Source organism: Inquilinus sp. CA228 (genome assembly GCF_052078665.1).
Classification (GTDB): Bacteria; Pseudomonadota; Alphaproteobacteria; order DSM-16000; family Inquilinaceae; genus Inquilinus.
The window spans coordinates 1-12,142 of the sequence record NZ_JBQJIK010000063.1; the positions used below are offsets into that span (position 1 = coordinate 1).

The window sequence follows — 12,142 nt, forward strand, 5'->3', positions numbered from 1 at the left end:
CCAGATGGCGCCGCCTCGTCCGCGACTACGAAAAGCGCATCGACGTCTCGCACGCGATGATCCTCGTCGCCATGGGCGGAATTCTCATCCGACGAAACACTCATCCCTGATTTTCAAAACAGACTCTCAGATCGCGCTCTTTCTCAGGCCCTTTCCAGTCGTCGTGGGAATGGATCGGTGATTATCTCGTTCAAAAGATAAGGTAGTTTAAATGAAAATCAGTAATGATTAAAGGTCTCATAAGAAATAGCTTTATATGGAGAAGAGTTAATATTCTGTATTCTTGAATATACCATCTATGGATCTCAAATTCGGCTTACTCGCAGGGATGATGGGGCGCAACAGCCTCTGGCCTCAGCATACCGACTGGTGGGTATGGCTTATTCTACCATTAGGAGAAAGATGATGTCCGAGCGTGATTTCGGAATCGTGTCCGTACGCCTTGCTTGCATCTGGACCTGGCTCCCGGGCCAGTCCAGGGGCTTCTGCACCTGGGTCGGGCGCCAGAACGAAAATGAGGCTCCGGGGTTCGTCGTGCGGTCCAAGGAAGAGGGCGAGACGCAAGTTCGTCACTGACGGGTATGGCGGTCAGCGTAGACAGGAAGATCCTATACGGAGTACGTCAGGTTTCATGCAGATACCGACAGCCTGGTGAGCTCGGCCTCTTGATATAGGCCGATCTCTCTTATTTTGTAAAATAAAGTCATAATGAGGTCGGATAGATCTTGGTTATAAGAGTTGATGATCGGAGTAATAAATCAAAATTTTTCTTGATACTACCCATATGCGCGTTGACATTGATATTGATGTTGCTCATTTAGATGCAAGAGCTGATGTTCAGTTCTAGTAAGAAGGAGTTTCGTAGTGACCTACAATAGCATTCCGGCGCCGGCCGCAGCACCGGCTCCGGCGTTGTGTGATCCTGTCGTCACGATTCCGGAGGCCGAGATCCCGGTGATCCAGGCGCCGGCGTCGGAGTTCGGCCTCGCCCCTGTGGCAGCGCCAGCCCCGGCGGCAGTGGCGGAGCCGATCATGGGTCTGCCGGAGTACGCGATGAGCGTCCAGGCCCCGGCGGCAGTGGCGGAGCCGATCATGGGTCTGCCGGAGTACGCGATGAGCATCCAGGCCCCGGCGGCAGTGGCGGAGCCGATCATGGGTCTGCCGGAGTACGCGATGAGCATCCAGGCCCCGGCGGCAGTGGCGGAGCCCATCCCCGTCGCCCCGGCTTCGGCAGCAGAGTTCGGCTGGGACGACTATGTGGCGTCGGAGTTCGGCTTCGCTTCGGTGGCGGCACCGGCGATCGACATCGAGATCGCTTTCGCCTCGGCGGTGCCGGAGGAAACCGATTTCGGTTCGATCGCGATCGGCGACTTCATGCTCTGACCTCGATCGTGGGGATTCCCGGTGTGAGGACGGCTGGTGCGGACGCCAAGTCTCTCTCTGATCGGGGCCGTTTTCAGCGGGTGAATTCATCGTCTCGCGAGATATGACGCCCCTCCCGCTTGCAGGAGGGGCGTCCCTTATCTCAGATGGAATGCACGCCATGCACGCCGATACGATCTCGTGGATCAATGGCCATTTTACCGATGAGCCGATCTTGATGCCGGTGAAAGGCCGTGTAATGCCCCACGGGGCGGGTGTCTTCGAAGGCATCCGTGTCTACGACGCCCGATCACCGTGCCGTCCAGCACGTTGAGCGCGGCGAACAGCGCGGTGGTGCCGTGCCTCTTGTAGTCGTGCGTCATGGTGCCGGCCCGGCCCTTCTTCAGGGGCAGGCCAGGCTGGGTGCGGTCGAGCGCCTGGATCCGGCTCTTCTCGTCGACCGACAGGACGTCGGCGGGAGGATCGGTCAGCGTCAAGGCGACGACCCGCTCCACCACAATCGCATCGAGCGGCGGGATGCCCGGAGGCCGGGTCTTGTCCCGTAGCAGCCCGTCGGCGCCCGCCTCGGCAAAGCGCTCCTGCCAGCGCCAGACGCGTGGCTCTGCTGTCGCCGGCTGTGCGGCCATCGCCCTCCTCGATCTTCTGGCCAATCTGACCAGCGTGGGGACGTTGGTGGCGTTCTCGGTCGTCTCGATCGGCGTCATGGTTCTGCGCCAGACGCAGCCAGAGCTGCCGCTGGGCTTCAAGGTCCCGTTCTATCCGGTTCTGCCCGTGCTCAGCTTGGCAATGTGCCTCTATCTGATGCTGTCTCTGCCGATCGACACCATTCTGCTCTTCGCGGTCTGGCTCGGGATCGCCGCCGTCATCCACTTCTCCCACGGCGTCAGACGCTCGCGGTTGGCGAGACGGGAGGAACTGCCAGCCGATCCGCCGTCATCCTCAGGCGCAGAAGCCGAGACTGTTCTGGCTGGTGAAGGAAACGGATGATGCGGCCGGCCTCGTTCTCGCTCGGAGCGTCCCTGGGCAACGAAACATCTTGGCCCCACGGCGGCGGCCGACGCTGGCATGAGAGACTGACGGCGGCCAAGGAATTCCCGTACCGGGCCCCGCTCCAAGCGGGAACAGGAGCCAGCGTGCGTCATTCAGCAACGCACGGGCTGGGACGCTGGATCCGGCCCGGCATCCCGAGGTGCATGTTCGTCCATCCCAGGAGGGGTGTCCTGAAGTAACAACTTGACGAGGTGGGAGATGATGGGGCGAGGTGTCATGGTATAATTCTGATAGATGAATATAGTTATACAGAATCGGGATCTCAATTATTTTGAATTCAGAGTAATATAACTGAAATTATCGGTATGTATAATCATTTTTCATTGAAATAATTCTTGAAACACTCCGATTGTGCCTCCATATTTCAGTCAACCGGGCGTTGCTTCATGCCTGTCTGCTTAACCTTATGGAGATTGGAATGGCGTCAAATCCGTTCGATACCGCGGCTGTCAAGGCCCCGTCCCTGGCGTCGCTGGGTGGGTTGGTGAGCTATCTGATGGATCATGTCCAGGAGCGGCTGGAGCGCAGGCGGCAACTGCGCCAGCTCGATGCCTTCGATGACCGCATGCTGGCCGACATCGGCCTAAGCCGCTGTGATGTCGAAAGCGCGAAGCACAGTTCCTTCGGGAGGTGAGGACGGCCTGAAATCGGTCCATTCATCTTCGTGCTGATAAGCCTGGCATGGCGAGTACTAGGCGGTCCTCGGGATTTGGGCTGATGATCAACTTTGAGGTGTTCGGCCTGAGTGCGGGAATTTTGGTTCCATCATCGGCTCCTGGCGCATGGCCGGATAGAGCCGTGGGCGATAGTCGCCAGTGGCCTTCCGAGATGGCGAAGTATGGCATCGAAGGTTGGCTGAGCTGATAGAGGTCGCGAGCCGCCACCGTGCAGTTTGCATTCCCCCTATGAAGATTGCCGGTGGTCTGTCAGCCTGCATGCTGCGCGGGTTGACTTGGGAGTGGGGCCGATCCGAGGCTGCGGAACGGCCCCATTCTTTTCAGAGGGTCACAAAGCCTCTGCCCGAGTTGAGTGCTGGGCTGGTTTCGACCCGAAATTACTTCTCAAGCGAGCTGATCGATGATAATGCCCGGGCGCGCTCCTTAGAAAACCAATCCGAAATTTCGCGATTTCCTTGAGGGGAGCCCGGAGCGACACCTCTCGGCATAGAGCTGGCCGAACACCGCCTCGAACCAGCTCGAGTTCGGCCGCCACATCACGAAGCGGGCAGCCGCTCCCCAAAAGCCTCTCACCGCCGCGGCCTTGTATTCTGCCGTAACCCGCCGATGGCTCATCCTCTCCGACATCTTCTCCTCCAGGAGCACATTCGACGATCAGGCCGCTCTAATCGCTCCTGTGCAATCCCAGAAGCGAAGGTCAGCATCCGCAGGAGGTTCGATCATGCACGCCAGATATACTTGCGTTTTGGCAGGACTATGCGTTCTGGCCCTGGCCACGCCGGCACAGGCCCGGCGGGTAATCGGCTACTTCACCCAATGGGGCATCTACGGCCGCAACTTTCAGGTCAAGGACATCGAGGCCGATGGCGCAGCCGGCCATCTGACTCACATCAACTACGCCTTCGGCAACGTGCGCAACAACCGTTGCGAGGTCGGGGTCACCCAATACGCGAACCCGGATACCGGTGAAGGCGGCGACGCGTACGCCGACTACACCAAGGCGTTCTCGGCCAAGGAAAGCGTGGACGGTCTCGCCGATCACTGGGACCAGCCGCTGCGCGGCAACTGGAACCAGTTGAAGAAGCTTAAGGCCAGGCATCCAGATCTGAAGGTGCTGATCTCGCTGGGCGGCTGGACTTGGTCGCGCGGCTTCTCCCAAGCGGCTCGCCCTGAGAACCGCAAGGCGTTCGTTGCCTCGTGCATCGACGCCTACATTCGCGGCAACCTGCCGGTCACCGACTACGCCGGCGGCGCCGGCGCGGCGCTCACCGTGTTTGATGGCATCGACATCGACTGGGAATACCCAGCGGCGTGCGGTTTGAGTTGCGGCACATCGGAGGACCGCGAGAACTTCACCGCCCTGCTTGCCGAGTTCCGCCGCCAGCTCGACGCGGTCCGGCCGGGACTGCTGCTGACCGCGGCAGTGGGCGCCGGCATCGACAAGATCCGCGTCACCGATCCGGGACAGTACGCGCCGTACCTGGATTACATCAATCTCATGACCTACGACTTCCACGGTGCCTGGGAGAGACAGACCAACCACCATTCGCCGTTGTTCGGTTCGCCCGGCGATCCCTCCGTCGGCGACCAGCGCCGGTACAACAGCCGCGACGCGGTGCAAGCCATCCTCGAGCGCGGCGTGCCGGCGTCCAAGCTGAACCTCGGAATCGGTTTCTACGGCCGCGGCTGGACCGGCGTGCACAACACTAACCGCGGCCTGTACCAAGTTGGCGGTCCTGCGCCCGGCACCTGGGAGAGCGGTATAGAGGACTACAAGGTCCTGCGTGGTCGTGTCGCCGGCAGCTACATCGACGCGCAGGCGCGCGCACACTGGAAATACGACGGTGTCACGTTCTGGAGCTACGATGACCCGGCGCTGGTCAGCGAAAAGATGCAGTACGTGAAGGCACAAGGCCTGGGTGGCGCGTTCTTCTGGGAGTTCAGCGGCGATTACCATGGCGAGCTGCTCCGCGCGATCGGGGATGGGCTCAGGTAGCGGCGCGGTAAGCCCAAGCCAAGGCAGGCAGCGATGAGACGTTGAGGGCACCGCAAGGAGGAAAGACATGACCATCAGCAAGATGCGGACGGCACTTCGCCGAGGCTGGATTGACGCCGAACTGGGCCGCGCTCTGGGTGTCCGGCCGGCTCGACGGTTTCAACCGGGGCTATGAGGCCGCCCTGGCAACCTGCCCTGGGCCTTCGGCCGAGGCGGCGAGCGCCGCGGCGAAGCGGGGCGGGCAAGGATGAGCGATCCGCCCCACAGCGCCGCAGGATCAGCGCACCCGATCAGCCTACATCTTCGACGCCTTCTGTACAAAGGAGGGCAAGGGCGCCGGCCTGGTCCTGCCCCGCTGCACCACCGGCGCGATGCAACTGCACTTGGCTGAGATCGCTCAGGCCGTGGCTCCCGGCGCCCACGCTGTCGTCCTGCTCGATCAGGCCGGCTGGCACATGACCGACAAGCTGGCCGTGCCGGCCAACATCACCCTGCTGCCGATCCCGGCCCGCTCGCCCGAGCTCAACGCCGCCGAGAACGTCTGGCAGTTCCTCCGGGACAACTGGTTGTCCGACCGGATCTTCAAATCCTACACCGACATCCTCGATCACAGCTCCTTCGCCTGGAACTCCCTTATGGCTCAGCCCTGGAAGATCATGTCCATCGGGCTCCGCCAATGGGCTCATCGGTCATGATTTCCGCAGATTGATATTAGCCGGTTCCTTCATTGGTGCTCTTGCTCAAAACAGGCTTGGCGCCTCGCTTTGCCCCCTTTTCCAGGAGGTTGCGCTCGAGCTGGCTGCGCAGATCGTCGTCGGCGAAATAGGACAGGTTCTGCTCGCGGATCTTGGCGCCCTCCTCGTCATACAGGAAGGGCAGGGTGCAGTAGCGCGTGCCCTTGGTCACCGGCAGCGCCTCGTGCAGCAGCGAGCAGGAGAACACCACCGCACCGCCGGTCGGCGCCTTGTAGCTGTGGCGGTCGTATTCCGGGAAGCGCAGCTCGCCGCCCTCGAACTCGTCGGCGTTCAGGTTGATGGTGACGGCGAAACGGCGATGCGCCGTGCCCTTGGTGGTGTTGTCGCGATGGGCGCGGAAATAGCCGCCCTCGCCGGAATCGTAGCAGGCGACGATGTAGCGCTCGATCCGGGTGGCGTTGAACTGGAAGACCTTCTTGATCTCTGGCACCAGGCGCTGCTCGATCCGGGCCTTCATGCCCTGGCGCAGTTCGTCGTCCTCGATGGTCGCGTCCTTGCGCCTCTTGTGCGCATGGTCGACCGCGGCGGCGGTGCGGCCGTCCGGCAGCGACTGCATGAAGCCGCTCTCTTTGCCGCCGACCTCCTTGTAGTAGTCGATCAGGGCGCGGCAGAAATGCGGCTCGAACAGATAGGGCACCACCAGCACCGGCGCGCCCGGCGTGGTCGTGCCCAGCCGGGTCAGGGGCGGCAGCCGGCTGACGAACTCGGCCAGCATCTTCGCATGCTCCGCCCCGTCCTCGATCGGGAAGCGGGCGAGCACGCGCAGGCCGGGCGACAGCACGTAGCTGACCTTGCGCTGGTCGGCGCCGTAGGAGGTGCTGATCTTGCTGTCGAAATCGTAGAAGTGGCGCAGCCCGGGGACGCGGGTCGGCAGCCGTCCCGGCTGGGCGTCGTTCTTGTCCTGGCTGACGCCGAAGAAGGCGGCGTGGCCGTCGTTGAACGGTCCGACCTCGGCCGCGATCGCCGACAACAGCCGCGCCGACTGCGCGTCTCCGGCCGAGCCGAAGAAGCTGAGGACGACGTAGCGCCCGGCCACCGTATCGAAGCGGAAATCCGGCCGCTGCGGCGTCGGGACCACGAAGAGCGGAGCGGGGTCGCCGGGCTCCAGCAGACGGGGCATGAGGTCTCCTTCAAGAACTGCATCTGGCAATTATAAATCAACCACAGCGCACCAGAGCCTAGCTGTCGACATTGTTTCGCCAGGCAGAGGAGCTCGATCCGACTGCAAAGCACAAAGATCAGATTCGAGATTCCGAGATTCAGGTGCATCAAAAGAGGGATGTAGTACAATTTTCGATAGAGATCAAATGCAAAAATTATTTGTTTGGCTTATGGATCCGATTGTTTTGTTTATAGAGGGGCGTGGATCATTGGCGAAGCGATCGAACTGCGGTTTTTCTCGGCTGCCGAGGTGATGGGAGTTGTGCGAGCCGAAGTACGGATCCAAGGCGTCGATACCTAGCCGGCCCTCCCCAATAGACCTCGCCTGGCGCAGGATCCACGAGATCCCGTTTAGCGGTTGAGGTGTGTCGAAACTGGTGGGCGTCGAACTGATCCGGACTGTGCGGCTGCAGGATGGAATGTCCCGCCAGCGAACGTCGATACCGGCTATGCACCCGCCGCGAAGGTCGGCGGCGATCCGGACAATGGGACAACTCCGCCCGCGAGCACGCTGGTGACGACGCAGCCTTCCACAAACTCCACGCCGCCGATCAACAACTCTGCGGGTACAAGCTCCTTGCGATACTCTCCCCGATCCATGGCGGGGCCCTTCGATCGGCGAGCCGTATCACACCCCGCACCGATCTGAGGCGGAGCCATTCTTGCGTGGCGATTGAAGTCGATTGGATAGCGATCCGTATTTCTTTGATTTCGGCCAGCCCGAGACCCACCGGTGGCGTCGGCATCCAGTACTGACGAAACGGAAGATCCATACCAATCTCGGCTTCTATCAGTGTGATCGCTGATGTATCTGTAACCCAATTGGGAAGGTGATAATATTCGCATTGCATAATATTATATTGATGCAAAAGTGCTATCGTTGGATAACGGAGAGACATGGTGATGTCCTCGCCTACCTCTTGTCTGCCTCAAGTGCACTTCATGTCGCCCAACAGAGGCGATGCAGCGGGCGATGACGCGAGATTGGTTGACGACCTCGGTCTTATCACCCAGGGCGGCGATACCGGTCCTTGCGAGGTGGTTGTTGATCGTATCGGTCCGCGGCAAGACGCTCTGCTTGCCCATGCTCAAACGATCGCCCGCGCCTACCGATCGAGGCACAGCATCTCCGCCTCCGAAAATCTCGCGCTCACCCTGTCAGTGCTGGAGGTTCTGGCCCGCTTGGAGACCGCATGGCCGCTGCTTCGGCTGGGAGCCCTCAAGCGCAAATCGGATACTCGTCGACCGGAATCCCGCCCGGTGCAGGCTGTCGCTCCCAGTTTCTCGGTCGGACCAAGCGATCCCATCTGCCTCGACGACGACCTTTCATGCCAAAGTCCTGCCCGGCCCATTCGTGCCTCCCACGACCAGTATCCGGAGAAATGTTGCCGATGCTGGGGGGTGGTGGACGTCTGCCAGGCAAGGCCGCTGCGATCGCCGCAGATCCGGCCGGACCCGCTTCGACAAACTACATTGCCGGTCGATCCGACAGTTGTCACTGGATTTGACCGTCGTGTCCGGCAGTTGATTGTGCGGGCCACCGCACTGGGAGTGCACGACTCTGACGTGGTCACGTTGTTGCTCGAAGGCATTGAGAAGGCTGAATTGGTAGTGGAGGAGGCCATGCAGCGTGAGAGTGGAATCGGCTGAATGCGGCTCGTTCAGGGATGACGCCAACGCGGTTGCGCGAGACATTCGATAGCCAAACGGAGTATGGACGCTGGCACGATGGTTCGGCGACCGATGGATTTTTTTTGCCGAGCGTCCGCAGCCGAGATCGAGCTGATCGGCGCAATCGGCATCTCGACAGGGGCATCCTGCGGCATGCGGCCACGCGTCCGGTCGCGGCAGTCCCAATCACTGGGATCCCGGATGGGCTGTCGCCGTCGCATCCGATCCGGGTCGGCGACCGTGGCGGACGGCGCGTTTGATGTCGCCGCGAATCAGGCCGATGTCGAGGAGAAGGCGGTCGCGCGCTTATCGAGATGTCGGATGGTTTGTACCAGGTCGAGATCCGCCATCGATGCCGGAATGAGATCGAGACGAATCGAGTTCGGTCAGGCCGAAGAGAAGTTACATGAATAACAAAGACAATATAATGTATAACTGTTGTTCATTGTTCGAATTCATATAACTCTCTATCTTCCGAAAAATAGAGAGTCTTGAAGACGATGCCGGAAGTCGCATATAAGTTCGATCTGCAAGTGAGCGCCGAGATGTGCGCTGGACCGGAGCGGCGATGCGGATTGTCAGCCAGAACTCGGATACAGACCTCGCCCGTCGTCATGCCGGGCAGAATGTCGAATTGGCGCTTCAAGAGTTGACTGCCAACTTGCTCCGTGTCATTCGGGGCGCGGGAGAGCCTCGGGAGATCGGATTACAGGCACTAGCCTTTGTCGAGGCCACGGAGACGTATCAGGATGTGGTGAGGCGGCCTCTATTTGTGAGCGAAGTCAAGCGTATGCTCAGCATCGAGCAAGACGAGCAGGCAATGCGACGAAAGAAGAGCGCCGATCGGATCGAGTTCCATGGAATGCAGGCGATCATCTGCGGCGCCCTGCAGATCGCCGCCTCCCGTATCCTTTGCCAGCCCCGGCAGGAAGCCAGCGGACGTCGTGAGATTGAGGACGGGTTGAGGCTGCTCGAAGACGCTCGTGCAGAAAGCCGACAGGAGACGGCGGCTGCCGGAAAGGCGGCCTTGCCACGCAGAACCGCCAGCCTGAGCCCACCCGTGGGGTTCCTGAAGCCCCGCAGGGCGAATAAGCAGGAATGAGCATGTTCTCCACCTCGGCCACCGCCACTCGACCTGCATCGCCTCTCCCTTGCGAGGACCGGCGGGCGGAAGACGTGCAAATCGTCCACCTCGATCCACAACGCATCGCATCTGCTGCTGGCGCAGCCGCCGTCCGACGGCCCGGAAGCAAGCAAGGTTCTGATCTCCGCCGGGGAGGACGAGTAGACCGAGGCCAAGGTTGCATCGGACCTATCGGGCTGAGGAGGTGCTTTTCCGAATTCACGCGAGCAAGACGTGATGCGCCGCCGACACGGGTATGGCGAACGACCTCTGCGGGACCGGCTCTTCGGCGCGAGAGCATATCGGACTCCTTGGCGCCGCTGGCAGAGGCCGCCTCCTCCAAGTGCAGTGGGCGACAGCATACCCGGCGATAAGGACGGCATCGTGGTTCGAGGTTGGAGGTGCATGATCTGATCCACCTGTCGATGATCGGCGTCGTTACCGGGAATGTCGCCATTGACAGGGTTTTCAACTGCATCGGCGCCGCGGCCCTTGCCGGCGTTTCCGTCGAGTTGCGCTATGAGACGGTGGCGACGGGCGCCATGCGGGTAAAGGGGCGCCGGTCGCGCCGAGGGCGATCTTGATGCTCTGATCGGCGCACGGTCCAATTGGCAACGGACGATCTCATCGTCCAAGGCTGACCCGGTGCGAGACGCTCGGCATATGCCTTCTCGAGGAGAGATTGCAGCAGAAGGTGTCCCAACACCTGCCGTCCTGGTGTAGCCCCGCTGCCAAGCAGCTGCTGCGGCGACGAATCTCATCATGTCAGCCATCAATCCGGATTGAGGCGATGGCACGATTGGAGAAAATAATCGCGCTCATGGTGTTGGCGCTTCTCCTGGTGATCTCGCCGACCATCTTTGCGAGAGAGCTTGGGCGGGATGTTGCACCGCGGCTGAGGTCGGGGGGTGGCGACGACATCATTGCGGGAAGGGGAGTGGGATGACCGCCATCAGGGATGGAGGGGGACCGCTCGACGACATCACCCGCCAAACCGCCTACACGTCCGCCTGCGTGTTTGGGCATCGGAAGATCTTGCCAACGGTGGTGGACCGGGATCGAGTCCATGCCTGGGATGACGATCTCTTTCGCAGCATGGGCAAGGCAGGTCTTCTTGGGCTGCCGCTGCCACGAGATGATGGCGGCCAGGCGACAACTGCCTTTGATACCGGCCTCGCCATGGAGGGCTTCGGGTACGGTGCCGGAGACGCCGGCCTCGCGCTCGCCTGGGCGGCGCACACTGTTTTGTGCGGCGTGCCCATCGCCCGTTTCGGACATCGCCTGCTCCGCCGGCGCTATCTTCCCGGCATGTGCGACGGGACGCGGATCGGTGCGTTCGCCGGCCCCGAACCCACATCCGGCACCGCTCCCACCCGGATCCGCACACGAGCGGCGCGACGAGGGAGAGGATGGTGCCTCGATGGCGAAAAGACCTGGGTCATCAATGGCCCTATCGCCCAGCATGTGCTGGTTCTGGCCGCCACCCAGCCGGACGCAGGTATCGAAGGGCTCTCCGCCTTTGTTGTCGAGTGCGATGCTCCAGGCGTTCGCAGGGAACCGGCCATTGTCACGGCCGGCATGCGCACGGCTCGCTTCGGCACCATCTCCTTCGACCACTGCATGCTCCAGAACTCGGCCTTGCTCGGGTCCGAGGGCGGCGGCATCGATGTCCTGCGACTGATCCAGCGCTGGGAGCGCGCCTTGCTGCTTGCTCCGTGGCTCGGTCTCATGCGGGCTGCGGCAGGGCATGCCATGAGGCATGTTCGTGACGGCAGCGAACTCGGTCGAGCACTCGGCTTGCTCCCCGCGACGCGATCTGCGATTGCCAATATCGCCATTTGCAACGAGGTCACAAGGCGCATGGTCTATCGCGCGACCATCGAGATCGACAAAGCAGAGGGAGATGGTCGCTCCGCTGCGCTCGCCCGCTTTGTCCTGCTCGACAATGTGCAGGATGTCTTGCGCATGGTCCGAGAGCTTCATGGTGCGCCGGGCCTCGTTCCGGACAGCGATGTCGAGCGTTGGTGCCGCGATGTCACGGTTCTGCCCGCACTCGGCGATCGCGGCGATCTACTTCGATCCGTCGTCGCCGACGCTTTGCTCGACCTCGACTAGGAGCCAGGCCCGGTGACGATCTCGTTGATGTTCGAGCGGCGGCTGTTCGCAATACCTCTGTTTCGAGCGCCAAGAGATGTCGGAAGGATCGTCAGTCATTCGCCGTGACCCCGCCCGAGCGATGAGGTGAGGTCTTTCGTGCTTCCTATCTGTGAGAATTGACTCGGCGTTCAATAAAAATATGGAATAAATTTCAAGTATTTGCGTAATT

Annotated in this window: 9 protein-coding genes and 3 pseudogenes; 10 read left to right on the plus strand and 2 right to left on the minus strand. The window is 61.2% G+C overall.

Annotated features, from left to right (window positions below; all coding sequences use genetic code 11):
- Positions 1-110 (plus strand): annotated as a pseudogene (locus ACTOWL_RS26940) (IS5/IS1182 family transposase); the annotation flags it as partial.
- A gap of 844 nt (positions 111-954) precedes the next feature.
- The gene (locus tag ACTOWL_RS26945) at positions 955-1,383 is read left to right on the plus strand and encodes a hypothetical protein (protein ID WP_441324371.1); all 429 of its coding nucleotides are present in this window, start codon (positions 955-957) and stop codon (positions 1,381-1,383) included.
- 254 nt (positions 1,384-1,637) lie between these two features.
- Here the strand turns inward: ACTOWL_RS26945 and ACTOWL_RS26950 are convergent.
- Positions 1,638-2,009 (minus strand): annotated as a pseudogene (locus ACTOWL_RS26950) (IS630 family transposase); the annotation flags it as partial.
- Positions 2,010-2,085: 76 nt separating this feature from the next.
- Here ACTOWL_RS26950 and ACTOWL_RS26955 point away from each other — a divergent pair.
- The 4 genes and pseudogenes from ACTOWL_RS26955 to ACTOWL_RS26970 form a co-directional block, all read left to right on the plus strand.
- Complete coding sequence (locus ACTOWL_RS26955) at positions 2,086-2,370, plus strand: amino acid permease C-terminal domain-containing protein (protein WP_441324372.1); 285 nt, start codon at positions 2,086-2,088, stop codon at positions 2,368-2,370.
- A gap of 481 nt (positions 2,371-2,851) precedes the next feature.
- Positions 2,852-3,067 (plus strand): DUF1127 domain-containing protein, encoded by a 216-nt coding sequence (locus ACTOWL_RS26960; RefSeq protein WP_441324373.1) that lies wholly within the window; start codon positions 2,852-2,854, stop codon positions 3,065-3,067.
- Positions 3,068-3,831: 764 nt separating this feature from the next.
- On the plus strand, positions 3,832-5,106 hold the full coding sequence (locus tag ACTOWL_RS26965; RefSeq protein ID WP_441324374.1) for a glycoside hydrolase family 18 protein: 1,275 nt from the start codon (positions 3,832-3,834) through the stop codon (positions 5,104-5,106).
- Between the two features lie 257 nt (positions 5,107-5,363).
- Positions 5,364-5,801: pseudogene (locus ACTOWL_RS26970) on the plus strand (transposase); the annotation flags it as partial.
- Positions 5,802-5,817: 16 nt separating this feature from the next.
- Here the strand turns inward: ACTOWL_RS26970 and ACTOWL_RS26975 are convergent.
- Entirely contained in the window at positions 5,818-6,981 is a 1,164-nt protein-coding gene (locus ACTOWL_RS26975) for a 2OG-Fe(II) oxygenase (RefSeq protein WP_441324375.1), read from the minus strand.
- Positions 6,982-7,925: 944 nt separating this feature from the next.
- Here ACTOWL_RS26975 and ACTOWL_RS26980 point away from each other — a divergent pair.
- The 4 genes from ACTOWL_RS26980 to ACTOWL_RS26995 all read left to right on the plus strand — a co-directional run bounded on the left by ACTOWL_RS26980 (position 7,926) and on the right by ACTOWL_RS26995 (position 11,931).
- Positions 7,926-8,672 (plus strand): hypothetical protein, encoded by a 747-nt coding sequence (locus tag ACTOWL_RS26980; protein WP_441324376.1) that lies wholly within the window; start codon positions 7,926-7,928, stop codon positions 8,670-8,672.
- Between the two features lie 589 nt (positions 8,673-9,261).
- Positions 9,262-9,795, plus strand: coding sequence for a hypothetical protein (locus ACTOWL_RS26985; RefSeq protein WP_441324377.1), 534 nt, complete (start codon positions 9,262-9,264; stop codon positions 9,793-9,795).
- A gap of 422 nt (positions 9,796-10,217) precedes the next feature.
- Positions 10,218-10,400, plus strand: coding sequence for a hypothetical protein (locus tag ACTOWL_RS26990; RefSeq protein ID WP_441324378.1), 183 nt, complete (start codon positions 10,218-10,220; stop codon positions 10,398-10,400).
- Between the two features lie 358 nt (positions 10,401-10,758).
- Positions 10,759-11,931 (plus strand): acyl-CoA dehydrogenase family protein, encoded by a 1,173-nt coding sequence (locus ACTOWL_RS26995; RefSeq protein WP_441324379.1) that lies wholly within the window; start codon positions 10,759-10,761, stop codon positions 11,929-11,931.
- Positions 11,932-12,142 lie beyond the last annotated feature (211 nt).

Coding starts and splice junctions, on each gene's coding strand:
- ACTOWL_RS26960 (WP_441324373.1), top strand. CDS start 2,852: ATGGCGTCAAATCCGTTCGATACCGCGGCTGTCAAGGCCCCGTCCCTG.
- ACTOWL_RS26995 (WP_441324379.1), top strand. CDS start 10,759: ATGACCGCCATCAGGGATGGAGGGGGACCGCTCGACGACATCACCCGC.
- ACTOWL_RS26980 (WP_441324376.1), top strand. CDS start 7,926: ATGTCCTCGCCTACCTCTTGTCTGCCTCAAGTGCACTTCATGTCGCCC.
- ACTOWL_RS26985 (WP_441324377.1), top strand. CDS start 9,262: ATGCGGATTGTCAGCCAGAACTCGGATACAGACCTCGCCCGTCGTCAT.
- ACTOWL_RS26975 (WP_441324375.1), bottom strand. CDS start 6,981: ATGCCCCGTCTGCTGGAGCCCGGCGACCCCGCTCCGCTCTTCGTGGTC.
- ACTOWL_RS26955 (WP_441324372.1), top strand. CDS start 2,086: ATGGTTCTGCGCCAGACGCAGCCAGAGCTGCCGCTGGGCTTCAAGGTC.
- ACTOWL_RS26965 (WP_441324374.1), top strand. CDS start 3,832: ATGCACGCCAGATATACTTGCGTTTTGGCAGGACTATGCGTTCTGGCC.